A 23131-nucleotide genomic window follows, 5' to 3' on the forward strand; every position below is an offset into this window, starting at 1 on the left:
CACCAGTGCGATCGCTTTCCCATCGAGGACATCTCTCAAACGTCAGTAACGAGGTTACCGTGCAGCTAAAACAAGTGATTATCGCCCACAAAGCCAGAGACTCCCAAGGTCAAGCTTGGGCGGAAAAATGCGCTCGGCAATTGGAAAAACGCGGTTGTCATGTCCTGATTGGACCGAGTAGTGCCAAGGATAATCCCTATCCTGTGTTTTTGGCATCCGTGATGCACAACATTGATCTGGCAGTGGTGCTGGGAGGAGATGGCGCTGCATTAGCCGCCGCACGACACCTCGCCCCCGCCGGTATCCCGATTTTGGCGATTAATATTGGCGGACATCTAGGATTTCTGACAGAACCCTTTGAGGCGTTCAAGGATACCGAACGGATATGGGATCGGATTATCGAAGATCGCTATGCTGTGCAGCGACGCATGATGATCGAAGCCTTTTTGTTTGAAGGGGATTCCCGCCAGGATAGCTTTGCCACACGTACTAATCTCGAACCGATCAGCGATCGCTATTTGGCGCTGAATGAAATGTGCATCAAACCCGCCTCAGCCGATCGGATGATTACCTCGATTCTGGAAATGGAAATTGACGGAGAAGTGGTTGATCAGTATCAAGGGGATGGATTGATTGTCTCCACACCAACGGGTTCCACCTGTTATACCTTATCTGCTAATGGTCCAATTCTCCATGATGGCATGGAAGCGATCGCGGTGACACCGATTTGTCCCTTAAGTCTATCCAGTCGTCCCTTAGTCTTACCTGCAGGTTCCATCGTCAGCATTTGGCCCCTCGGCGATTATGAACTCAACACCAAGCTGTGGATGGATGGGGTAATGGCAACCCCGATTTGGCCCGGACAACGGGTGGATGTGCGTAAGGCAGATTGCTATGCTAAGTTTATTGTTCTCCGCGAAAATAGTTCTTACTATAAAACTTTACGGGAAAAACTCCAGTGGGCGGGGGCGAGATTTCATTACAGTAATAATCACCGACATTGATTGATGGAGGTTTGCTGAATAAGGATTGTGGTAAGAGGAGGGAACAGGGAATAGGGAATAGGGAACGGGTTTCATGACTTTAACCCCTAAATTATACTGTTTCAGTTGGATGTAGGGGCGGGTTTTACTACTATCGTTTCTGACCTAACCCAGATGTGACTAAACCCGCCCCGATTGAATTTTGAGACTAATACCAAATCCGCCTTTATTACCCCCTCTTGAGGAGGCGATTGAAATCGCTGCTACACAAATGTATGCGAAGCCTTCCCGAAGGGTAGTCCGCCTGCGCGGACTAGGTTATAACAAAGGTAGCTAACCCAAATTTTGTATAACGTTTGGGCAAGAATGCGCGAGTCCCTACACTTATGATTATTAAACCGCCCGACTAGAAATTTTAGAATAAATCCGATTAAATTTTTCATTTGGAACCAGACCGAGGGGATCGGTTGCCAATTCGGGTTTGAGTCGTTTAACTTGATACATATCAATTTCGCCTTTATTTTTAGCCGCAATTTTACCCCGATAGTCACACTCGAAAAAATCCTTAACTTGATCAAACGTCGCTTGGGAAATATTAATCGTTCCCGGAATCGCAGATGATTCCATCCGGGATGCTATATTCACCGTATCCCCCCATACATCATAAGTAAACTTCTTTCGTCCAATCACACCCGCAAGTAAGGAACCTGAGTGAATACCAATCCGAATCTGCCAATAGGGTTCATGTTTCTGCCTCTTTTCAATTTGTCGCCAGTGAATAAAAGTCTGGATTTGTAAAGCTGCTAGAACCGTGTCAATCGCATGAGTTGATTTGGTTACGGGAATACCAGAGACTGCCATATAACTATCACCAATTGTTTTTAATTTTTCCAGGTTATACACTTCACTGACTAAATCAAAAAATGAAAAACAATAATCTAATTCCTGAACTAGCGCTTCCGGTGAGAGTTGTTCAGCAATTTGAGTGAAGTCTTTAAAATCAGTAAATAAAACCGTGGCACAGTCATAATGAACAGGTTTTACTTTTCCCGTTTCCTTTAACTCATGGGCAATCGGTTCAGGGAGAATATTTAACAAGAGTTGATCAGATTTACGTCGTTCTCGTTCCAGACTTGAGTAAAGCAGATTCATTTCTGCCAATAGCGCGTTCATTTCCTGGAAACATCTGGCATTGCGAATTGCACTGGCTAATTGCACCGCTAGTAAATAACCAATGCGTAAATCTTCTTGGGAATAGCCAGAAGGGTGGCTGGTGGCAAAATTTAGCGAACCGATAACTTGATCATCTCTAGCTAGGGGCAGAATAATTTTTGAGGGGTAGGCAGATAAAAAGGTATCGCTGGAATCCTGGGGATTAAGTTGAGATTGTCCAGTTTTGAGAGCGCGACTAATCGGATTATTCCCGGCGATGGGGCAAGTCTGGCAGGAACTTGGCGAACCAAACAAGGTGACTAAGCGAAACGAGCCATCGTTGTTTTTGAGACAAATGCTGCAATGCTGAAAATCTAATAACCATTTGGCTTGTTTACTGACAATTTGTAAAATTTCTTCTAAATTTAAGGAACGGTTAATCGCATTGGAAATTTCATTAACGGCGGCAATCCGGGAGGAAAGCGCCTGAATTTGAGTCAGTAATTGTCGGGTGGTTTGCAGAAGTTCTTCCCGATCCTGAGCTTCGATTTGATGATTACTACTGGTAAATAAAGAAAAACTCATCTGACTCATCCCTCATCTGATCATGGGGGAAGCCTCTACTTGTCTACATGTCTTACTTCTCCATTATTATTCATAATCGAGAATTGGGGGAGTTGAAGGATCATTTGTCGAGAATTCTTGATCAAGCGTCCCCTACCCTAAGCCGAGTCTGGGTGGAAGTCAGATGTTTATAGGGTATCAATTTCCAGAGCGATCGCGTCGGTATATTGATTAATAGCGGTAAATACGTTAGCCGTGGCAATCAGTTCAAAGATTTCTGATTGATCCAATCCCAACTCATGCAGATGTTTATAGTCAGTATCACTGAGTTGCTGGGGTTTCGTCGCGGCTAGCAAGCCAAAGCGAATCACGGCTTTTTCACGTTCCGGTAAGGGACAGTTATCGAAGTCACTGACTAGCATTTGCAGTACCTGTTCGCTAATTCCCAATGCGGATAAGCTGTGCAGATGAACCTTTAGCGCATAATCGCTACCATTCGCCTGGGAGATCGCCACACCAATCATTTCCTTAATCGTGCGAGGAATCGTTCCTTTTAAAATAGTGCCGCGAAATTGATGCCAGGTGGCGGCTAAAAATTCGGGGCGAATCGCCATGGATTTAAATAAATTGGGAACCATCCCAAATCCCAATTCGGTGCTAATTTCATCGTAAATATCTTGGACGAGGGGCTGGGTGATCTGATGGGTGTCTTGCAGGGGAAACTGTGCCATAATTGCCTCGAAAATGATTGCGTTTTGGTAATACGATGTATTACGATAGATTGAGTTCTCCTTGCACCGACTTTTAAGGTGGCGAGAGAGGAGATACGCCGGGATAAAATCCAAGCAGCAGAGTTCATGGCGATAACCAATTAACCCTGAACGATGAACAATAACGTCTAGTAGAATGCCCCCAAAGTGGTCGTCAAATTCCAGCGGTTCTCTCGTGCATTGCCGGAATTGACTAAAGTAAGAATAATAAAACCCTAACCATACATATCAGTTCTGGGGTTAATTGTCTACCCAAAAGCTAGCATTGCATAATGATGATTTCACAAACCGAGTATCGCCAACGCCGCGAACAGTTGATGAGTCAGATGGGTCAGGGGACGGCTATCTTCCGCAGCGCCCCGGTTGCGGTGATGCATAATGATGTGGAATATAATTTTCGTCAGGATAGTGATTTCTTTTATCTGACGGGGTTTAATGAAGCTGAAGCCGTGGCGGTGTTAGCGCCGCACCATGCTGAACATCGCTTTGTGCTATTTGTCCAACCCAAAGATCCAGAGAAGGAAGTTTGGACAGGGTATCGGACGGGGGTTGATGGGGCGAAGGAACGCTATGGTGCGGATGAAGCGTATCCGATTACGGAACTGGATGAGAAGTTACCTCAGTATTTAGAGAAGGCAGATCGGATTTATTATCAGTTAGGGCGCGATCGCGATTTTAATCAAACCGTTCTCACCCATTGGCAAAGGTTGATGCGGACGTATCCGAAGCGGGGAACGGGTCCGATGGCGATTGAGTCCACAAATCCGCTTCTCCAGAAAATGCGCTTGGTGAAGAGTTCAACGGAATTGGAGATGATGCGTCAAGCCGTGGCGATTTCCGTAGACGCCCATAATCATGCCCGAAAATTTGCCCAACCGGGATGTTATGAGTACCAAATTCAGGCGGAAATCGAACATATTTTTCGCCAACGGGGGGCGTTGGGTCCAGCCTATCCGTCAATTGTGGCGTCGGGGGTGAATAGTTGTATTTTGCATTATGTGGAAAATACCCGCCAGATGGAAACTGGGGATTTGTTGTTGATTGATGCGGGCTGTGCTTATGAGTATTACAATGCCGATATTACCCGCACGTTTCCGATTGGGGGTAAATTTAGCGGAGATCAACGGATCATCTATGAGTTGGTATTGAAGGCGCAGCAAGACGCGATCGCACAAGTGCAACCGGGAAAGCCGTATAATCTATTTCACGATACAGCCGTGCGGGTATTGGTGGAAGGATTAATGGATTTGGGATTACTGGCGGGAGATATCGAGGAAATTATCAAGGAGGAGAAATATAAACCCTTCTATATGCATCGGACTGGACATTGGTTAGGGTTAGATGTGCATGATTCTGGGGTATATAAGAATGGGGAAGAATCCTGGCAAACCTTTGAACCGGGTCAAGTGGTGACAGTGGAACCGGGATTGTATATTGGCTTAGATATTAAACCGGTGGAAGGTCAACCTGAGATTCCCAATCGCTGGCGCGGGATTGGTGTCAGAATTGAGGATGATGTTTTGGTTACCGAATCAGGGAATGAGGTGTTAACGGCTGGGGTTCCCAAGTTGGTGGATGAGATGGAAAGCTAGAAGGATAATAATTTGACCCAAATCCGGGGTGTAGGGGCGGGTTTAGGGGCTTCGATCGCGGTGTTACCAATAACGTTTGTTGCAAAACCCACCCTTTTCTAAAATCAAAGCAATCAATTCCAAAGTAGCCCTGAACTAAAGTACTCTAAGAGAAGCCGCTCCGCGTCTACGGGCTAAAAGCTTAAACCCGTTAAAACGGGTTCAAAGACTTAGCTAGTAAGCTAAAGCTTACTTGAGCTTTAAGTTCCGGAAATTTATTTCCTGGCTTTCAAGTTGGCAACATGCTATTTTAGGTAGGATTTGGTCGTTTCAATCCCCTTGCGGGGATTTAGTCGGTGGAAGCGTCGGGATTCAGTGAAGCTGATAGGGTCGATATTTTTGGTTTCAGTCCCCTTGCGGGGATTTAGTTGATAGAGCGATCGCAGTGTCTTGGCGAGGTTTATTTTGATCCCCATTGCGGTTACTCGCTCACCTTTTCTGGGCGCACGTCGGTGCGCCCCTACAATTTTAATCCATCAAATTGGGTGTGTCACACTGCCATCGTGGGTTGGGAGGGTACTTCATCAGGAAGATAACCCTTTGATCCGGTGTTCGCTGCAACCCACAGATAAACGAGCTTGCAAAATCTTATTAGATCCCCTTGCGGGGAAGAGGTGAAAATTGAAACAATTGTTCAATCACCATACTAGAGGCGTGTTTCCATCCCCTTGCGGGGTAAGTTAATTAAGCGGTTAAAGCTTTCAGAAACTGAACTCCTCTAGCACATAGAAATATAACAATAGGTTGCCTAAAAGTCAAGTTAGTATTAACTCCAAAACAGCATTAGGAACTTGGGGAGAGTTGTAGGATGCTAGCAACTCCCCCCGTTCTGTAGGATGATTACCCTACGACTATCCAATCCTGTCTAGTCTGTGTTGCTAGACTCTGATTTAACTTCCTCTACGCTGGGTAGGTAGTTGTTCAATTCCAGGTTCTGCCAAAGCTGGACAGAATGATTCGCAAATCCAGACAGTGATGAGGCGAGTGATAACATTATACCAAGTTTCTTAAGTTGCTCCCAATGAGAGATCGATTTTTGGCAGGACTGAGTATTTTTGCTGTTTGCCATTTCCGGCATTTCTCCTAAAGACATCGTGCTGTGTGCTGCTTGAAAAATTGCTTCAGTTGCTCTAGATGAGGCTTGAATAGTTGATTCAGGTACGTATGAACGTTTACACCTGTTCATGAATTTATCCTCCAAAAAAGGTATTGAAATTTACAACCTTACCCGTTTAGGGATAAGGCTTGCTTCCATCTTATAGCACTTTTCAGTAAGGTACACAGACAGATCCCCGACTTCTTGAAGAAGTCGGGGATTTTGCTTAAGGCTATACCTCATTAACCTGAAATCTGCTGTAATTTCAGGACAAAGTGAATGACCAGGCATAAAATAAGTTCATAGGTTACACTTAACCTTTTTGAGACTTCCATCCTCCTTAAGATCCACAATCTCAACCTTGACATTTTGCCCTTCAGAGAGCAATTTCGCCTTTTTTGGCTCTTTTTCCGTTAATTTAATCGTTTCCAGAATCGTATATGTTACTTTATTTCCCTTAATCGCTGTAACCGTGGCGTCCAATATTTGACCCACTTTAAAATCATGAGTGCTAACCACCTCAGCAATTTCGGCTTGACGCGCTGACTCGACAACGGGTTCAGCATTTTTGTAATAACGCATTAGCCGATAAGACCAGCCTAAAATATGTAACATGACTGGGGGATTATCTTGATAGGCTTTTAAGTATTGATTACAAGCATTGTCAATACTTTGGTAATAGTCAGACGTTCGCTTACTATGTCCAATTTGTCTGCCATTTCTGACCAATGTTTTGAGATAATCAAACAACTTAGTTCCGTCTTGGTTGGCGTAATTGCGAAGATAGGCGATCGCTTTTCCTAGTTCATTGGCGTCTGTATCCGCTTGAACCAGAGTTTTCGCGATCGCGCGGGCAATTTCCCACTCATTTTCGGTTAATTCTTCAGTTACTACCATACAGAAGGGATTGATAAAGTTAAGTTAAAAGGCTAAACTGCACTGAGGTAATAATCTGGAAAGAACCTCTCCCCCAGCCCCTCTCCTGCGAGGAGAGGGGAGTTGTTTTGGGGGTTGGGGGGTTAGGTTTTCTAATACATTCCCTCCGGCGGTTCTCTCTCAGTAGGATATCCCAATACCTTGACTAACTCCTGCAATGGCTGGGATTGCACCAATTCTCGATGCGCCGTCTGAATCGCCTGTTGGATCAACTGTTGCAAGGGTTTTCCAGTAAGGGGTTGGGATTGAGTTTGATAGGATAAATAGCGATCGCGTAAATTATCCACAGGTTCTACACTTGTTACCTCAACTGTCATTGTCCCCATCCCAATCGGTTTACCGCCACCCACTTTAAGCGCGATCGCATTCAGTTTATCTTGTCCGAGTACAATCAGTAGGGTTCCCAGTTCCCCTTTGGTTAAGTTTCGATAGGGTAATGATGTGCTAAATACAACGGTTTTCGCCGCTTGTTGTACTGATATTCCCTGCTGTTGTCCTTTATCCACAGCCCGAATGGTGTGATAATAAAACTTACGTCCAGCAACTTTTCCCTGGTTAAAATAACCTGGGTATTCATCAGGATGAGGACGATAGAGAGATGGCATAAATCCGGGACGAAATTCAGTTGATTCACAATCAGCATCACTAAACTGAATTAACCCTTGCCAATTTAGCGCCCCAAATACGCGACAAGCGGGACAGAGTTTGGTTTTGTTGCGACATTCCTGATAGCCTGGGGGGATTTGATTGGATTTTGCCTTCGTTTTACACAAACAGCTACGGGTAATCGCTTCATAGGTGGAACGTACCACACCCTTGAGGGAACTACCGGAAATCATTAACTGTCCTTCGCTTCCCTGAATCATGGTTTTAATCAAGGGAATCGACTTTTGTCCCACATCCGTTCCCAGGGCGACAACTCCCGTAGAAACGTGTAATCCGGTTTGAACGGTTAATCTTAGGTGTAACGTTCCATGGACGCGATCGCGATAATATTGATCTTGCCCTTTGGGATGTTGTAATTGCGGCTTTTCTTTGGGTAAAGGGATCAGGTGATAGGGTTTTGGGGCAATACTTTGGGATAGCTGAGGACGGGGACGGGGTTTATTATAACTCATCGGCTTGCTGAATAAGTATTATGGTGAGGGAATGACTGATTTAATCAGCCCGGAACTAAAGCCCTGAACTAAAGCCCTGAACTAAAGTTCGGGCTAAAAGCTAAAACCCGTTAAAACGGGTTCAAAGATTTCCCCTTCTACCCTTTGATTCTATTATTGGCATATCCACAGTTAAGGCAACAAAATGCACCGTTGCGGTAGGTTGAGCGATAAAATAACGTTGGGCTAGTTTGGGCTGATTTTTCTGGGAGGGCTGATTATTTCTGACATCTAGACTCTTAGGATAAATTCGCGATCGCGGGAATCGGGTTTCATTTGTAGAATACCCATAAGCTGGACGTTGTTCGGTTTTCCAATAGGATTCTTTCTCAGACTCTCTCAGATCATCTCTGTCTTTTATAATCGATTTAAAGCCGGGAACGTCACCCGTATTCGATAACAAAAGTACGCTATAACGGTCATATTGGCGTTTCCAGCGCAACTCGCGATCGCAATTAAACATCTGTCCTTCAGGAGAGGGAAAATCATCCGGTAATTTTTCCACAATTCCACTCACTTGATGACTCCAACGCAGAAAATAATAACTCGGCGCTGTAGCTAGCTGTTGCACTAATTCGCTTAACTCCGTTTCCGTGAGTAACTGTTCATAAACACCAACAAAAGGACTCATGCTGCACCTGCTTCCACTCTCTCACACCAAGCCCGAACCGCCCGGATAAATAAATCCTCAACTTGTTCCTTTCCTTGCCATTTTAACTCTACCCCAAACCCCAGCGCCATTGATTCCGCCCGCACAGGAGTATCTTGTTGATCATTAGCCGGAAAACCATACCGTTCTCGTTCCGCCTCCGCCAAAAACACCCCAGCCCCCAAAAGTTGATTATCTTGCCATTCACCGCCACCTCCCAGACTACGAATCCGTTGATCTTCAACAACACAACCCGGATATTGAACAACCGCCTGGTTTAATTTTACCTCCACAATTCCCAAGCCGCGAGACTTAGCAAACCCCAAACCAAACCAGCCCTCATCCAAATCCCGCAACACCAAACCAATTAATCCCAATTGGGCTAATGAGAAGTTTTTCAGATGGAGTTTAGTGCGAAATTCACCAGCCGTACAAACTTGATAATTAAATGGTCCCACCGCCACCGAACCAAACACGCGGTCAATCGCCACACCATTCCGTTCTTCCAGTTTCACAGGTTGAGACTCAACTGGATAAGCATCCTCAATTCTAATCCGACTCGCAATTAACGTATTACCAAACATCTGATCCGTAAACGAGGATAATTTATAGATATCAGAGGCTGACTCATCTTTCAGATAGTGATATGTATCATTTAACGGATCATTTGCCCAGAGGCTATTCAGATTATCGGAATTCCGATTATCGCGTCCCACCGTTCTAACAATTCGTTCCGCATGGGCGCGAATTGCCCCTTTTAAAGAACTTCCTGGTAAATAAACCGAACGCCCTCCCTGATGATAAGTTTCCACAAATTCCATATCCGGCTTCGTGGGATCAGCACCTTCCCGCCCTGACTTAATCAGAATCGGGCCACAGGGGATTAAACTAAAATCAATCGTACATTGATTAACCAATCGTTTGTGCATAATCTAACGTTATCTGAAATAACCTATCCTTTAAGCCGCAACTAAAGTATCGAGTTGGGCTTCACAGTGTTGAAAAATAGAGTGAACGACTGCAAATAGTTGATCGAGATTTTCAATAATGTATGGAGTCGTATGTTTGGTAAAAACATTACCTTCTAGTTTACCAATCTGCCAGACTTGCCCATTAGACACAATCCCAAAGACAGTAATCTGAGGATGTTGATTCAGACGTTGAGCCGCCACCATTTCGGCTGCACACTGACCCCACCCTTCCTTAAACTTATCTTGTTTTGCCTCAACTAGCAAAAAATAGGGTTGGTCAAAAACCACCTTTCCTAGGGGAGAGCGTTTGGCTAAAATATACTCCGGAAATCCCGAAAGGTTTTCATCGTAATTAAGCGATTCATGACTCCATAAAATAAACTTGCTCGAATAACATTTCCAGACTTGTTTCAGCACCGGATAAATAAGATTCTCACAAATAGCAAACTCTGAATTATTCACCACCCCTTCCCGCATCACCATCTGGAGATCTTCGCGAAAATAGTCCGGAATATCAAAAGGAGATTCAACAATAAAATTCGCCTCAGTATAACTAATCTGAAACTCCTGGATAACATCCGCAATACTTTTGTACTGACTAAATGACATAATCACCTCACATCATTGCGTTCGTAGTTGCGCTTTAGCGCCCTAAACGTCACATCACCCACCCCAATTGTAATTCCTACGTAGGGTGCCGTTCGTAGTTGCGCTTTAGCGCCCTAAACGTCACATCACCCACCCCAATTGTAATTCCTACGTAGGGTGCGTTAGCGGAGCGTAACGCACCGTTGAACAAGGGCGGGTTTTGTTGTTCAATTATCGGTAACCAGCCAGATGGAATCCCTAAACCCGCCCCTACAATGAATTGATACATCATCACCTCGTATTCACCTCAGCATTCTGATTCTCCCGATTCTCCAAATAACCAATCAAAGATTGTACCCACTGGTCTTTATACCCTTTACCATCCTCATAAGCTGAACCCTCATTATTAACCATTTTCTTAAGATAATTCAGCAACTTATCCGCATCAACCTCATCCCGATTACTTTCATCCCTAGCATCAAACCAATCCATCCGCTCAACCTCCAATTTAACCACACCCAAACCCCGTGAACGCCCTCCCCCTAGTGGAATTTGTTCCGTCTCAAATTGATGTAAACCAATCATTAATAATCCCAACTCCCAATCCTCAGCATTTTCCACCACCGCCTTAAACGCAAAAGGAGTTCCGGCTGGAACCACTTGAAAATCATACAATTTCCCATCAGCCGCCGTTTCCGTATCCCTATCAATCGCCACCCCATCCCGTTCTTGATATTGACCAAACCAATACTCTGACAGTACCATCAAATCTCGAACTTGGAATTTACTTGCTAGCCAAGGCGAACCAAATAGAAGAGAAATTAAATCAGTCTGGTTTAAAATAGCCTCAGTCAGCGCCGTATCCGTGGTATATTGATCTTTCAATTGCCTCATTTCCTGAGCCGTAATCGCCCACTCCTCCTCCACCGCCGGATTAGCCACCAAAGTCCGCTCCCCGCCCAGGATACCACGGAGGAAGCTTTCCAAGCGCGATCGCAACGCCCCCTTAAAACTAGCACCCGGTATCAACGGTTTACCCAACGCATCTTTAATCACGGGTAAATCCGAACCAATTGGTTCTGTGGAACGCCCTGCACTAATTCGTAGTGCAGTTATCGTCATCAACTTCCCGCTAATTTCCAAACGATTCTTAAAACAATCAAACACAACATTATCTCCCAGTTTGTAGTTGCGCTTTAGCGCCATAAACCTCCGCCTCCCCACCACCAACCCTGACTCTAACTTTTCACAGGAAATCTATAAACCAGCATCGGGGCGGGTTTAGTCACATCCGGATGCAACCGAAAAGATAATAGTGAAACCCGCCCCTACACAATCGTTGCGCCACATACCGTAAAAACTCAAACCCTGACTAACTCAGACTCAACCAACTAAACACATCTTGAACCGATAACCGTACCTCCTTCAAAAAACTAAGAACAGACAAACTCTCTTAATTTTGCTTAATTTCCGGCTTAAACTTAATAAGCTTGGTGGGCAATGACCACCCTACTTAATCTACGAAATCCATACGCATGAAAGGAGAATAAGAACGTCGTTGCGTCACAGGATTAACTGTAATTTTACTAGCATAATTTGCACCTTCTTGATCCTCACGGATTGCCCTCCACACCAACAGACGCCAACCTTCCACAGAGACCAAATAACGGTCGGTGGTTCTCCCAGGTTTGAGCCAGCGTAATCCATTCCCAACATTAATATGTTCTTTTTGATCAAAAGTCTCCTTAGAAGCCGCTACTCGCAACAGAAAGCGAAATAGATCACAGTTATCAAGTTGTCTAATATTCTCAAAATAATCTTTAATCGCTTTTTGAGAAAGAAAGGGAACCAAAACAGAAGGTCTACGTATCTCATCAAGGAATAAGATACCGATAGCAGACAGACTAACTTGTCCATCAATAAATTCAAAGAGCGACTTCAACCTTTCTCTTTCATCATAAGAGATATTCTTTTCCCATTCGGCTTGAGTAATAGCTGTTTTGTCTTCAATTTTTTCAAATAAACCTTTATGAGCTTCAAATGACGAACGGATGAATTCTACCGGAAGTGGCGGTAATTCTAGAAATTTAGTGGACTGCTCAAAAATGTAATCACACTTAACTCCTTTTAACATCCCGACTAAAACAGTGTAAGGAACCAGTGCCTTATATCCTCCAGTTGGATTCAGGATAATATTACTTGCCCCATAGTCATCAATTTCCTTGATAATATGTCCGACAAATTCAACAACCCCCGTTGTCCGGAATAGTTCAGCATCTAAAACTTGCAAGCCTTGAACTTGTTTTATTTGTACCTCTAAATTATTCCAGTAATGATGCAAATATTTTTTAACTGCAATAGCACAACAATACCCATCCTCTGTACTTGAAGCCAGCAGAATTATTCTATCCCTATCCGTGATACCAATCCGAACCAGAGAATGAATTTCAGCAGATAATTCATTTTTTAAGCTTTCTCCCTCTGGACGGATATCACGGAAAGTCGAAAATATGCTTTCAGCAGCATCTTCTATACTAGATTGCTGTTTAACCCAATTTGTCAAATCTCGTGGTTTAACTCCTGAAACTTTTCTTGCAGCGCTAATCCCCACAGAACATATAACTGTTTTAACCATTTGTCTCAAATCATCCAATTCAATCGATGCACAACTAGAGTAGTTTGTCTTGTCTTTGAGTTACTTCCAGACTATTTCCTATATAAGCATAACTGTATACCTCCTGATTATTGGTTCAGTAAAACATACTTGAAGCTGAGTGGCATCCAATTATCAATCTAAACCCTCTTTTAAATACTTGAGATGACGAGAACCATACCCCAAATAACGACGAATTAATTCTAACCAAATTTTCTTTACCTCACCTTGAGAGGCTTCAGCAATACTCTGAGCAATTTTTTTAATATTGCCATCGATATCTTGAATAATTTTCTCAGCTAGCGAACCTTTCCCTCTCCCCCATTTTTTATCTCGACCGACTTGATAGCGAATAAAATTCTTGATCACTTCCGCACTATCCGTTGTATCAGCAACACGGACTAAATTACGAAATTGAGACTCTTCTAAATTGCCATACTTAGTTGTATCTAACGCCGCTTGAATCCAGAGGACTAAATCATCCTCAGCTTGGCGAATTCCTTTTTGTACCTGAAGTTCAACTTGTTGTTCTTGTAGATTCATACAGCCTCCTCCCAAACTATAGTATGAAAATCATTACACACTTGCACTTGACCAAACCCTTCGCAGGTGCGATCGCCTACTCCGTTCAACTCTAACCTTTCTAACGCCGCCATCCAATCTTTCTCCTTCTCTTTGATTGTACTAAATAAATAAACGCTACCTTTATTCGTAATTAACTCCACATCCTTCATCAATCCCCAAGCCGAATTCCAGCCCGAACTATAGTCATAACTGCTATAAGCAACATGCAAATCGACTGGACAGTCTCTTAACTGAACAAACTCTTTTAGCATATCTTCGGAAATCACCATAGTGCGTTGCCAGTTTTCGGTTAAAATTGCATCAGATTGCAAATCTAATGTAAAGTAAGTCCGATTCTCTAGTGGACGATTGCCAAAGAGATTTCCCCACTCAAGCCAACGATTCTGGATAGCATGATTAAACCGATAAATACGGGACTCCACGGTTTGCTTAACTGAACTCACCGTTCCCTGAATCTCCACTTTACCTAAGCCTCGCGACATGGCACCACCTAGGCGGAAATTTCTGGAGTTGAGATTGATAAATTGAGTCAGTTGATCAGCCAGGTTATCATCTTCAACTAGAATCGAACTGCGGTAAACAACGGGTTGCTGATTCTGAGTTTCATTCAGAACCTCAATGCTATATAAAACTTGTTCTTCTGCTGTTGCCCGACGCCGATTAATGCCCACACGAGTTAGCAGGCGCTTAGAGACGGAATGAGTTTGATAGTGTTGCTCATTCTTTTGGCTGTAAAACCCACTATAGGGTTCAACTCGTCCACCATCTTTGGGACATATTGGATCATAAGGATACCCATAGCTTTCCGCACAGAAACGATCAATTAGAGTATCAAAAACGCCGTATCCTTTCGGCTTAAATCCAGGATCGGTTTTAGAACTTAAGGCAGTGGCAGGTAACACCTTAACTTCTTCATCGCTATTTGTAGGGGCGGGATAGGCATTATGGAAAATTGTCGCATTTTCCCGCAAAAATACGTCCTTAAAATCATTATCAGTTTTCGTTAAATCAGGATTATCTAGATGAGACAGTTGAATCATCTGGGAAGCAATCGCCCCCCGAATTACCGAACCGGGAATATAGTCTCCCGCTTCACTCACTGAACCCCCTGGTTTTTTCCGCCCAATGGCTAGAGGTGACAAGGCGGTAATGGTTAGTTGAATCTGTTTCATTGTCCACCTCCTGGTAACAGGGTTTGCCAATCCTTTTCCTCTACTGACACCCCCTTAATTTCCCACGTCAGCCATCCCAATCCTGTGGATTTAGAACCCCCCAAGGCGTTGATATGGTGTAATCCGGCTAAAATTAAGGCTTTGGTATAAGAAGGATAATTAGGCTGCAGGTGAATGTCGCCAGTAAACTTAAGCTGAACATTAGCGGGTGAGGTTTCTAGGAAGTAGAGTTTTTTCTCTTCGGCGGTATGACGACGGCGGTTAATCGTCACGCCCGGGCGGAGAACCTCTGGCGGGAGATTGTCCGGTTTTTCTGGGCAAATTAAGTCATCAAAGATGACTCGTGACGGTAAGGCGGGATTGCCAAATATCTGACAAATTAAACAATGATATCGGTTATCTCCTGGTACTCGATAATCCTCGTCTCGTTGAAAACGCCTCGCCTCCTCTTCAGGAAAACCCGCACGTTGGGGACACATCGTTTGAGGATTAGGGGCTTGACAAATTGCCCACCCTAATCCCCGTGCTAATTTCTCACATTCATGGCGCAAACGCCCTTTAAGTTGAGATGCAGGAATCAAAAGTTTGTTGTCCGCAGTACGCACAATTGGCTTATCGGCGAGAGAACCCGAAGAACCTCCTGCACCCACACATAAAGCGGTATGAATGACAGCCGTTAGGGAGATTGTTTCGACTGGATTAGATAGTAATTCTTGTAGGTAAATCATGAGTTACTAATCATTGTTGTTGTCTGAGAGACTGATTCGGGTTGCACTTCAATGAAGGGATAGAGTTCTATGAGTTCTCGCCAAATAGTATAATAAGTTGATTTTTTGAGTAAATTTAAGAGACTATACTGTAACCGAAACAGTTCCGGTGTAAACGTTTCCAATAAAATTAGCACGATAAGATTGGCAATCATGCTATCGCGATCAAACATCCACGGGGCTAAGTTGCCATCGTTGGTTATCGCTTTACACCACGCTTCTTCAAAGTAGTCTTTCAAGAGTTTTTGTTGTTCCGGTTGTAATCGCACCCGGAAATATCGATAATTTAGCATCGTTGTAGATTTACCTCGCTCTAACAAACTGCGGATTTGATAAAGTTGCGATCGCGGAAATTCTGACTGCTTTAGTTTCTCCCCAGTTTTTATCAATCCGCCGAGTTCATGTAGAGTGTAGGGGGCGCCATAGAGTTTCAGGGTTGGTTTACTTTTGTCTTGTTCCTGCTTGGTTAAACCCTCTTGGCGAAAGGATTCAATATTTGAGGAAATCATGGTGACTGATTTTAGAGTGAGAAAGTCAACGGTTCCGCCATGATAGCCATAGTCTTTTTTTAACTGCTTTGCCTTCTTCTTGGCTGACTTAAGTAATTGATTGGTCAAATTCTCGGCATAATAAATGGGCGTTTGATAAGCCGTAATGAGAACCCCCGTTGACATACTCAGTTTACATCGTGAAGGGGTGACAGATATCTTCCCTTGGTATCTGTGACAGTCTTGAGAACGTGAGATTATGTCTGAATCAGTAATTCCATAGTCGTCTCGCCCTTGTATCTTTTCGCCTTCCAGAAGAATTCGCTCAAACTCCTCGCCAATGGTTTTAGCAATTGCCAGTGCTTTATCGGCTGGCACAATTAACATGACATCATCCCCACCAATTGTGAGGATTTCAAACGGATAAATAATCGCGCCATTCCGATGTCGGTTTTCTCCAGTTAAACCATTTAATTGATGAGGGTTAAGATGCTGTCCCAGGGCGTGGTACACTGATTCTTCTGTGGCGGTAAAGATATCTCGGCTAAATCGGCGACAATCTTGGGGGGTTTTGAGTTCTTTCTGAATATAACCTCCTATGTTATTGCCATCAGCATAAATATAGCCGACAAAGCCATTTCCTGCATTGCCAATTTCGGTGAGCGATCGCGCTTCGCCAATTTTCTGTTTTGAGATGTCTTGATAATAGCGATATCGATAGTGACTTTTTTCGATAAAACGCCTAAATTTAACCACCCAGCTTTCCAGATACCCTGAATTCCATAATGTTTTAACTTGACCAAATTGCCATTTCCAATCCGAATTTTTTGTCCACCATTTCTGACTGCGACTCCCTTCCCCTTTCGTTCGTTGCCCAACAATACGCTTACGGGCTAAAGCATCAGAAAACCAAGGTTCATCCGGAAGACGACTCCCAGGAGCAATAGCTAGGCGATGTTCGACGTCATCCCGCAATAAATAAGGATGGGTTTCAAACATAGGCGGATAGCGACGGCTGGGGCGTTGGCTATCAGGTATGTTATTCCCGTTGCGTCGCTGCTGAAATAAAGCCGCCAGTTTCCCGGTTATTTCGTTAAAGTTCTTGCGATTTTTAAATAACTCTTTCCAGTTTTTACCATTTTTTAGTTGACCAAAGTAGGCGGTTGTAATCGGACTGGTTTGCCGTTTCTTATCCTGTAAATACCAGTCTAACCATTTGGTTTGTTCAATCGGATGGTCAAGTAATCCAAATCGCAGTTCCAGCAATCTGAAACTTTCTCCTACCGCACAAGAATTAGCGGTCAAGGTTTCTTCTGTATAGCGTTTTTCAATTAAATTAACTAAATCCGGGACAAAGGCGGTCGGGCAAAAGGCTAAAATGTTAGCCCCGGTTGAGTAAATCACTAACTCAGGAATCAGTGCGTCCCATAACGGGTGTAGTGTTTTATCTTTGTGTTTTAACTCTCGCCTAACCTTTTGGCAATATTGTCTGGCTCGGTAACATTCGGGGAAGTCCTCTGGCAATTCTTCACATTTGAAAAACGCAGGTAAATCTATTAAATTAATTCGATCTAGTAATGCCGATGCGCCCCGAATTTCGGGAAGTTTGGCTGATTCAAATACATAGCCTTTAATCTTTGTTGCACCGCCATAGACTAACCCGATTCGGGTGGTTTGCTCCCACAAATTGGCATAGTTATCCTGAAGATCAGTAATTTTATCGGGAAAATAGTCTTGGGAAATCTCTTGTAGTTGCCGCACCGTTTGTAGTAAGCACTTTAGTGCTTCTGTATCTGGAACATCTTTCCCTTGACGCAGCGCTTCTCGCATTTGCTGCAAGATACTCAAATCAAACTGCGGTTCACGCCCCTCGCCCCAAGCGAGACACCAAGCGATTCCAATGGTTAGGGGGTGTAGAGAATGGGTCATAATTCAGCCTGCGTTTAAGAACTATAGCCCTGAACTAAAGTTCAGGCTCAAAGCTAAAACCCGTTAAAACGGGTTCAAAGCCTTGTATCTAGTAATCTTTAGTTTACTTGAGCTTAAAGATAAGAAATTGATGTCCTGGCGTCCAAATCAACAGCATTCCGCCTAAGCCCTAAGTCAGCAACATTCGGCTTAAGTCAGTGACATTCAGTTTGAAGTCTATTTTAATGGACAGCCAGTCCTTTGAACTTGGGGCGGATGTTTGAGCCTCAATACCGGATGATCTCCCTCGCTAGATGGCTGGATTACCGAGACAGTGCGGCGGGTAATTCCACGGGAAATACTTCACCCACGGAAACATCGTGAGTGTGAGTCGCGACGACGACAACGCCTAAACGGGGGTCATAACATCCCACCCAGGCGGCGGGATGACATTCGTGAACTAGGTAACTGTACAGCCAAATCGGACCTTTTCCTTCGATGACGATACCTTGGTTGAAGGGTATTCCTTCTGGTAGTTTGATTCCTTTAATGTCTGGGGGGGAAATAATGCCGTCATCTGTTGTAATCTGGAAATGCAGGTGTTGATAGGGTAAACCGGTTTGGGTTTGATTGGGAAGCAGTTGAAGTTGAATCGCGTTCATGGTTTTTGCCGTTCTGTGAGTACGAGGCTAATGTAGCACCCCCTGGGAAAGACCCTTTTCCAGCACAAGTAAGGGACTATAGAGACAAGGGGGTTGGCGTCGGGGAGAGTTGAGTTGGTGTCGGGATTCCCTTGGGCAAGTGAGTCAGATATCTTGCTATGATTCAGAGCATCGGGTTATAGTATATAAGAATTCATTTTTGACGGCTAAAAGCGGGGTCGATTTTCCGGGACTCCCGTCAAAAACTCCAGAACCTTGACAATTAAATAGTTTCAGCGTTTGAGAATGTGCCGTAATTGCGAATTGGTTTCAATAAGCGGGGCTGAAATGAGGCTAAAAAAGAGTCCCGTCAAAATCCTCTGTAGAATCCTCTCTCTGTAAGCGTTTTAGATGGCGGGGTTTCCGCTAACTTACTCCCCGCAAGGGGATTGAAACAATTTCACCCTACAGCAAGACCTAGACATCCGCAGGCTTAGCGGAGTTAGTAGCTTGACAAACTCACTTCCCCCAAAGGGGATGAAAACTCTGGTATCAGTAAGGTGGGCAATGCCCACCCTACAACTTGAAAAATTTACCCGGTATGCTGGATAAGCGGAGGAATAGAGGAAGGCGATCGCACGGATTCGGTAAAAAGATGATAACCTTTTTATTTTCGGGGATTACAGGGAGAATAGGGGTGTAACCTTGTCAAATAGAGAGGGATTACTACCAGGAGAAGGTGCGGTTGGACGCTATGCTGACTTACTTAAAACTGGACGTAGAGGGGATAATCTAACACCTCACCACATTCCTTCTAATGCTTTTATGGCAGCAAAGGTTCCTGGCTACACTAGAGGAATGGGCATTGCTATGATGATGGAACATCCTTTGCCCGGTCAAGGAGGTCGTCATCGTCAAACTATCTCTTATGGACAATCTCCTGATTTAAGTCTTTCGCCTAGGCAGGCTCTGGCTAGAGAGATTAGAGATGCGCGATCAATTTATTGGCGTCAGGGACTTTATACGCCAGAAATTAGACGCAGCTTACAGGATATTATCCAGTTCAATAAGTTAGCTTGGCAGGGTATTTTTGAGCAGGGAGAAAATAGCTGATGTCACAAACCAATTGGATTCGTGTCTTAGAGGCTAATAAATTGATGCGATCGCGCCAAGAGGTGATCGCCTTTGAAACGGCGTTAGCTGAACTGGCAAAGCATCCTCAAACCGAGGATTTACCCATCTTACATCTCATGTTCGATGATCGCTGTGAACAGCCAGAGGTCATGTTTAGTCTGCTTCATTTTCTAGAATCCTTTGATTTACAGCAACAGCTTCAAGCATTTATTACTGTGGCGCCTCAGTTAATCGGGTTGGCTCAAGATTGGGCGAGAATCATCCATACTCGGATTTTGAATGATGATTCGGCTTGTCGGTTGTATCGAGAGTTGTTACATTCGGTTAACTCACAACATCCAAATTTTATCCGTCAATTGCTTGAAGACAGCGCTACTCGTCATTTAACCGATCTGAATTCGCCAGGGGAGTTAATGAAACAGGTTTGAGATAACTAAGTCTACCCTATATAAGTAGGTTGGTGGAAATAAACTCAATCATGTTAACTTATGTAAACAACCATCAAACCCTTACAAATGACGAATGACAAATGACGAATGACGATCTCCACCGTTAACTTTAATTGTCCCCACCTACTTATATTAGGAGCAACCCCTTAAAAATCCGGCATTCACCCCATCATGGCACCCCGCAAACGCCGCCAAACCCAACCCCCTCCATCCCGCCATCCCTGGGCGCCGGATACAGAATTAGTCGGACTTGTCTTAGAATTAACTCCCAACGCCCCAGACTCCCTCTATACTCAATACACCGTCGGACTTCACGCCTGGTTCTTAGATCAAGTTCGCCAAACTAACCCCGAACTCTCCGCCTATCTCCATGATGGTCAATCCGAGAAACCCTTCACCCTCTCCCGCTTAGACGGAGACTTCCTCACCTCTGGAAAAACCCTCAAACTCAAACCCGATACAACCTACCGTTGGTACATCACCGCCCTTTACCAACCCCTAACCCAATGGCTAGCCGAATGGGTTCATCACCTGCCAGATATGATTAAGTTACGCGGTGCTGTCCTCAAGATTAGCCGTTGGCACATTGCTTTAGCACCAACCACTTATCCTAACTTATTCACCCCAATCCCTACGCCATCCCCATCCCTAACCCTCAGCTTCCTCACCCCCACCAGCTTTCGCCGCAAGGGACACCATTTCCCTTTACCGGTTCCCAGGAATCTCTTCCACAGCTATTTGCGGCGCTGGAATGATTTTTCTGATCAACCCTTTGATCAAACCGCCTTTTTAGACTGGGTAGACGAAAATGTGGTGATTCAGCGTCACCGTTTAGAATCGATGAAAGTCGCAGCGGGAAAGAAAGGAGTCGTCACCGGATTCACAGGTGCGATCGCGTTAGGACTGGACTCAGGTGCAACCCAACACCCAGAATTTAGCCAATTATTCCATACCTTAGCCCAATTTGCGCCCTACTGCGGCACCGGACACAAAACCCCCTTTGGTTTGGGACAAACTCGCCTAGGCTGGTTATCCCCCGAAACCACCGCCCTCCCGTCGATGGAAACCCTATTAGCCGAACGCATCAGCGAATTAACCCAACAATTTCTCGCCCAACGCCAGCGCCAAGGGGGAAATCGGGCGCAAGACATCGCCGAAACCTGGGCAACCATCTTAGCACGACGAGAAATGGGCGAATCCTTACAGGCGATCGCAGATGATCTAGAGATGCGTTACCAAACCGTCAAAACTTACGCCAAATTAGCCCGTCGTGCCATCTTGAACAATGACAGATAACAAGTATTTGTGTAGGGGCGGATTTAGGCACAATTGTAGGGGCGGGTTTAGGCACAATTGTAGGGGCGGGTTTAGCCATAATTGTAGGGGCGGGTTTAGGGAATCAATTCAGCTAGTCACCACTAACGGAACAACAAAACCCGCCCTCCCCATGGATAACGGAACAACAAAACCCGCCCTCCCCACCGATAAATGAACTCTGCACTTCCGCCCCCCACACCCGACACCCGACACCCCACACCCCACACCCGACACCCGACACCCGACACCCGACACCCCACACCCCACACCCGACACCCGACACCCGACACCCCACACCCTGCCTACCTTTGACTTAGCTTGTCACCCCTTCAGCCCCAAACCTTTCCGATGTTGTGAGTTTCGCCAAAAAAACGGGAATCCTGAATCTAAGAAGGACAAAAGACAAAGCATGAGATTCCCCGAATGATGCAAAAACTGTCTACACCAAGAATCGAATACGGACAATCCCTACTGGGGCTACATCTAATCAGTCTCCTCATCGGATACACCGTAGCCGGTTGGTTATTATCCCTTTATCAAGCCCCGGCGCTAATTTGGCTAGGAACCCAAGCCGTCACCGTACACTTAGCTTGGCGAGGCAAAAGCGCGATCGCATTAGCCATAACTTGGGTAGTTGGCGTTGTCTGGATCGGCACCCTAGCCAGGGCGTACCCCCCCAGCCTACGTTTCAATTTTCAACTGTTAGTCATTGCCTTATTTTTTATCTGGCTTTTAGGCATAATTCTAGCCTTTGGTGTAGCCTTTGCCAAACAACCGATCCAAGCCACCGGATTGAAAAACACTCAAGCCTTTTGGTTTTTAGTCACCCTAGCTTTTAGTGGCTTAGCCGTCGGTCGAATTTTGGACATGATGGTTATACGTTAATCGTTGATCGAGCAACAAGCAGAAAACCAAATGATTATTACGGCTACCTTTTCGTATCAGTGATTCAATGTATCCTAACCTGAATGATACTGACTGAAGAGAAATGTCACTGACTGGTATGCTGGTGGGCAGTGCCCACCCTACAGGATATCCGGCTTGTAGTAAAACTTTTAGCCCTCTATTCTGTTGGGTTGAGCGAAGTCGAAACCCAACCTACAACCTCAAACGCCAAGACATAACCTTCCGAAACCTCAAGCTAAAAAACCGGGTAATCGTTTTAACCCGTTTTAACGGGTTTAAGCTTTAAGCCAGAACTTTAGTTCTTGGCTCAATTATCACATTAATCAAGGAGACAATAACGTAAAAACTTCAACCTTACCAGGACAATCTCAGCCAAAAATTCCCAACTATTCCGATAACCTCAAGCTAAAAAAACGAGTAATCGTTTTAACCCGTTTTAACGGGTTTAAGCTTTAAGCCAGAACTTTAGTTCTTGGCTCAATTATCAAATTTATCAAGGAGACAATAACGTAAAAACTTCAACCTTACCGGGACAATCTCAGCCAAAAATTCCCAACTATGCCGATAACCTCAAGCTAAAAAACCGGGTAATCGTTTTAACCCGTTTTAACGGG

24 protein-coding genes are annotated in these 23131 nt (G+C 44.6%); 6 read left to right on the forward strand and 18 right to left on the reverse strand.

Going from position 1 to position 23131, the window contains the following annotated elements:
- The first annotated feature begins 59 nt into the window (after nucleotides 1-59).
- Nucleotides 60-1004, forward strand: a complete 945-nt coding sequence (locus tag RIC07_RS17900; RefSeq protein WP_446395735.1) for an NAD(+) kinase — start codon at nucleotides 60-62, stop codon at nucleotides 1002-1004.
- 372 nt (nucleotides 1005-1376) lie between these two features.
- Here the strand turns inward: RIC07_RS17900 and RIC07_RS17905 are convergent, their stop codons facing one another.
- Together RIC07_RS17905 and RIC07_RS17910 are read right to left on the reverse strand one after the other, a co-directional pair.
- Nucleotides 1377-2720 carry an adenylate/guanylate cyclase domain-containing protein gene (locus tag RIC07_RS17905; RefSeq protein WP_446395712.1) on the reverse strand — a complete coding sequence of 448 codons (1344 nt, stop codon included), beginning with the start codon at nucleotides 2718-2720 and terminating at the stop codon, nucleotides 1377-1379.
- 167 nt (nucleotides 2721-2887) lie between these two features.
- The gene (locus tag RIC07_RS17910; protein WP_446395713.1) at nucleotides 2888-3430 is read right to left on the reverse strand and encodes a carboxymuconolactone decarboxylase family protein; all 543 of its coding nucleotides are present in this window, start codon (nucleotides 3428-3430) and stop codon (nucleotides 2888-2890) included.
- A 314-nt stretch (nucleotides 3431-3744) separates the two neighbouring features.
- Here RIC07_RS17910 and RIC07_RS17915 point away from each other — a divergent pair, with 314 nt between their 5' ends.
- Nucleotides 3745-5061, forward strand: a complete 1317-nt coding sequence (locus tag RIC07_RS17915) for an aminopeptidase P N-terminal domain-containing protein (RefSeq protein ID WP_446395736.1) — start codon at nucleotides 3745-3747, stop codon at nucleotides 5059-5061.
- Nucleotides 5062-5345: 284 nt separating this feature from the next.
- Here the strand turns inward: RIC07_RS17915 and RIC07_RS17920 are convergent, their stop codons facing one another.
- The 15 genes from RIC07_RS17920 to crn3 form a co-directional block, all read right to left on the reverse strand.
- Complete coding sequence (locus RIC07_RS17920) at nucleotides 5346-5516, reverse strand: hypothetical protein (protein WP_446395714.1); 171 nt, start codon at nucleotides 5514-5516, stop codon at nucleotides 5346-5348.
- A 449-nt stretch (nucleotides 5517-5965) separates the two neighbouring features.
- Entirely contained in the window at nucleotides 5966-6286 is a 321-nt protein-coding gene (locus RIC07_RS17925) for a hypothetical protein (RefSeq protein ID WP_446395715.1), read from the reverse strand.
- 210 nt (nucleotides 6287-6496) lie between these two features.
- The gene (locus RIC07_RS17930) at nucleotides 6497-7093 is read right to left on the reverse strand and encodes a hypothetical protein (protein WP_446395716.1); all 597 of its coding nucleotides are present in this window, start codon (nucleotides 7091-7093) and stop codon (nucleotides 6497-6499) included.
- 131 nt (nucleotides 7094-7224) lie between these two features.
- Entirely contained in the window at nucleotides 7225-8250 is a 1026-nt protein-coding gene (locus RIC07_RS17935; protein ID WP_446395717.1) for an RAMP superfamily CRISPR-associated protein, read from the reverse strand.
- A 121-nt stretch (nucleotides 8251-8371) separates the two neighbouring features.
- Nucleotides 8372-8920 carry a hypothetical protein gene (locus RIC07_RS17940; RefSeq protein ID WP_446395718.1) on the reverse strand — a complete coding sequence of 183 codons (549 nt, stop codon included), beginning with the start codon at nucleotides 8918-8920 and terminating at the stop codon, nucleotides 8372-8374.
- On the reverse strand, nucleotides 8917-9867 hold the full coding sequence (locus RIC07_RS17945; RefSeq protein ID WP_446395719.1) for an RAMP superfamily CRISPR-associated protein: 951 nt from the start codon (nucleotides 9865-9867) through the stop codon (nucleotides 8917-8919). Before RIC07_RS17945 ends, RIC07_RS17940 begins: the two co-directional genes overlap by 4 nt.
- Nucleotides 9868-9897: 30 nt before the next feature.
- The gene (locus RIC07_RS17950) at nucleotides 9898-10518 is read right to left on the reverse strand and encodes a hypothetical protein (RefSeq protein ID WP_446395720.1); all 621 of its coding nucleotides are present in this window, start codon (nucleotides 10516-10518) and stop codon (nucleotides 9898-9900) included.
- A gap of 76 nt (nucleotides 10519-10594) precedes the next feature.
- Nucleotides 10595-10789, reverse strand: coding sequence for a hypothetical protein (locus RIC07_RS17955; protein ID WP_446395721.1), 195 nt, complete (start codon nucleotides 10787-10789; stop codon nucleotides 10595-10597).
- Nucleotides 10789-11664: a type III CRISPR-associated RAMP protein Csx7 gene (gene csx7 / locus RIC07_RS17960; RefSeq protein ID WP_446395737.1), complete on the reverse strand. Its 876-nt coding sequence runs from the start codon at nucleotides 11662-11664 to the stop codon at nucleotides 10789-10791. The genes RIC07_RS17955 and csx7 overlap by 1 nt, the downstream gene beginning before the upstream one ends.
- Nucleotides 11665-12010: 346 nt before the next feature.
- A complete protein-coding gene (locus RIC07_RS17965; protein WP_446395722.1) occupies nucleotides 12011-13132 on the reverse strand; it encodes a putative CRISPR-associated protein in 1122 nt (373 codons plus the stop codon).
- Nucleotides 13133-13285: 153 nt separating this feature from the next.
- Nucleotides 13286-13693: a hypothetical protein gene (locus RIC07_RS17970; RefSeq protein WP_446395723.1), complete on the reverse strand. Its 408-nt coding sequence runs from the start codon at nucleotides 13691-13693 to the stop codon at nucleotides 13286-13288.
- Nucleotides 13690-14907, reverse strand: a complete 1218-nt coding sequence (csx10, locus tag RIC07_RS17975) for a type III-D CRISPR-associated RAMP protein Csx10 (protein ID WP_446395724.1) — start codon at nucleotides 14905-14907, stop codon at nucleotides 13690-13692. The genes RIC07_RS17970 and csx10 overlap by 4 nt, the downstream gene beginning before the upstream one ends.
- A complete protein-coding gene (locus RIC07_RS17980; RefSeq protein ID WP_446395725.1) occupies nucleotides 14904-15635 on the reverse strand; it encodes an RAMP superfamily CRISPR-associated protein in 732 nt (243 codons plus the stop codon). Before RIC07_RS17980 ends, csx10 begins: the two co-directional genes overlap by 4 nt.
- A complete protein-coding gene (gene cas10, locus RIC07_RS17985; protein WP_446395726.1) occupies nucleotides 15632-18091 on the reverse strand; it encodes a type III-B CRISPR-associated protein Cas10/Cmr2 in 2460 nt (819 codons plus the stop codon). Before cas10 ends, RIC07_RS17980 begins: the two co-directional genes overlap by 4 nt.
- Before the next feature lie 302 nt (nucleotides 18092-18393).
- Nucleotides 18394-18732: a CRISPR-associated ring nuclease Crn3/Csx3 gene (crn3, locus tag RIC07_RS17990; protein WP_446395727.1), complete on the reverse strand. Its 339-nt coding sequence runs from the start codon at nucleotides 18730-18732 to the stop codon at nucleotides 18394-18396.
- Nucleotides 18733-19416: 684 nt separating this feature from the next.
- Between crn3 and RIC07_RS17995 the strand changes: the two genes are divergently transcribed.
- The 3 genes from RIC07_RS17995 (at nucleotide 19417) to cas6 (ending at nucleotide 21590) form a co-directional block, all read left to right on the forward strand.
- Nucleotides 19417-19824 (forward strand): hypothetical protein, encoded by a 408-nt coding sequence (locus RIC07_RS17995; RefSeq protein ID WP_446357464.1) that lies wholly within the window; start codon nucleotides 19417-19419, stop codon nucleotides 19822-19824.
- Nucleotides 19824-20273 carry an Imm30 family immunity protein gene (locus RIC07_RS18000; protein ID WP_446395728.1) on the forward strand — a complete coding sequence of 150 codons (450 nt, stop codon included), beginning with the start codon at nucleotides 19824-19826 and terminating at the stop codon, nucleotides 20271-20273. Before RIC07_RS17995 ends, RIC07_RS18000 begins: the two co-directional genes overlap by 1 nt.
- Nucleotides 20274-20465: 192 nt before the next feature.
- Entirely contained in the window at nucleotides 20466-21590 is a 1125-nt protein-coding gene (cas6, locus tag RIC07_RS18005) for a CRISPR-associated endoribonuclease Cas6 (protein WP_446395729.1), read from the forward strand.
- A 108-nt stretch (nucleotides 21591-21698) separates the two neighbouring features.
- Here the strand turns inward: cas6 and RIC07_RS18010 are convergent, their stop codons facing one another.
- A complete protein-coding gene (locus RIC07_RS18010) occupies nucleotides 21699-21908 on the reverse strand; it encodes a hypothetical protein (protein ID WP_446395730.1) in 210 nt (69 codons plus the stop codon).
- Nucleotides 21909-22034: 126 nt separating this feature from the next.
- Here RIC07_RS18010 and RIC07_RS18015 point away from each other — a divergent pair, with 126 nt between their 5' ends.
- Nucleotides 22035-22496 carry a hypothetical protein gene (locus RIC07_RS18015; protein ID WP_446395731.1) on the forward strand — a complete coding sequence of 154 codons (462 nt, stop codon included), beginning with the start codon at nucleotides 22035-22037 and terminating at the stop codon, nucleotides 22494-22496.
- Nucleotides 22497-23131 lie beyond the last annotated feature (635 nt).

This window comes from Coleofasciculus sp. E1-EBD-02 (assembly GCF_040218245.1).
Classification (GTDB): domain Bacteria; phylum Cyanobacteriota; class Cyanobacteriia; order Cyanobacteriales; family Coleofasciculaceae; genus Coleofasciculus.

What these genes read in the sequence shown, in the direction of transcription:
- RIC07_RS17905 (WP_446395712.1), bottom strand. Translation starts at nt 2,720, where the DNA reads ATGAGTTTTTCTTTATTTACCAGTAGTAATCATCAAATCGAAGCTCAG.
- RIC07_RS17910 (WP_446395713.1), bottom strand. Translation starts at nt 3,430, where the DNA reads ATGGCACAGTTTCCCCTGCAAGACACCCATCAGATCACCCAGCCCCTC.
- RIC07_RS17915 (WP_446395736.1), top strand. Translation starts at nt 3,745, where the DNA reads ATGATTTCACAAACCGAGTATCGCCAACGCCGCGAACAGTTGATGAGT.
- RIC07_RS17920 (WP_446395714.1), bottom strand. Translation starts at nt 5,516, where the DNA reads ATGGGGATCAAAATAAACCTCGCCAAGACACTGCGATCGCTCTATCAA.
- RIC07_RS17925 (WP_446395715.1), bottom strand. Translation starts at nt 6,286, where the DNA reads ATGAACAGGTGTAAACGTTCATACGTACCTGAATCAACTATTCAAGCC.
- RIC07_RS17930 (WP_446395716.1), bottom strand. Translation starts at nt 7,093, where the DNA reads ATGGTAGTAACTGAAGAATTAACCGAAAATGAGTGGGAAATTGCCCGC.
- RIC07_RS17935 (WP_446395717.1), bottom strand. Translation starts at nt 8,250, where the DNA reads ATGAGTTATAATAAACCCCGTCCCCGTCCTCAGCTATCCCAAAGTATT.
- RIC07_RS17940 (WP_446395718.1), bottom strand. Translation starts at nt 8,920, where the DNA reads ATGAGTCCTTTTGTTGGTGTTTATGAACAGTTACTCACGGAAACGGAG.
- RIC07_RS17945 (WP_446395719.1), bottom strand. Translation starts at nt 9,867, where the DNA reads ATGCACAAACGATTGGTTAATCAATGTACGATTGATTTTAGTTTAATC.
- RIC07_RS17950 (WP_446395720.1), bottom strand. Translation starts at nt 10,518, where the DNA reads ATGTCATTTAGTCAGTACAAAAGTATTGCGGATGTTATCCAGGAGTTT.
- RIC07_RS17955 (WP_446395721.1), bottom strand. Translation starts at nt 10,789, where the DNA reads ATGATGTATCAATTCATTGTAGGGGCGGGTTTAGGGATTCCATCTGGC.
- RIC07_RS17965 (WP_446395722.1), bottom strand. Translation starts at nt 13,132, where the DNA reads ATGGTTAAAACAGTTATATGTTCTGTGGGGATTAGCGCTGCAAGAAAA.
- RIC07_RS17970 (WP_446395723.1), bottom strand. Translation starts at nt 13,693, where the DNA reads ATGAATCTACAAGAACAACAAGTTGAACTTCAGGTACAAAAAGGAATT.
- csx10 (WP_446395724.1), bottom strand. Translation starts at nt 14,907, where the DNA reads ATGAAACAGATTCAACTAACCATTACCGCCTTGTCACCTCTAGCCATT.
- RIC07_RS17980 (WP_446395725.1), bottom strand. Translation starts at nt 15,635, where the DNA reads ATGATTTACCTACAAGAATTACTATCTAATCCAGTCGAAACAATCTCC.
- cas10 (WP_446395726.1), bottom strand. Translation starts at nt 18,091, where the DNA reads ATGACCCATTCTCTACACCCCCTAACCATTGGAATCGCTTGGTGTCTC.
- crn3 (WP_446395727.1), bottom strand. Translation starts at nt 18,732, where the DNA reads ATGAACGCGATTCAACTTCAACTGCTTCCCAATCAAACCCAAACCGGT.
- RIC07_RS18000 (WP_446395728.1), top strand. Translation starts at nt 19,824, where the DNA reads ATGTCACAAACCAATTGGATTCGTGTCTTAGAGGCTAATAAATTGATG.
- cas6 (WP_446395729.1), top strand. Translation starts at nt 20,466, where the DNA reads ATGGCACCCCGCAAACGCCGCCAAACCCAACCCCCTCCATCCCGCCAT.
- RIC07_RS18015 (WP_446395731.1), top strand. Translation starts at nt 22,035, where the DNA reads ATGATGCAAAAACTGTCTACACCAAGAATCGAATACGGACAATCCCTA.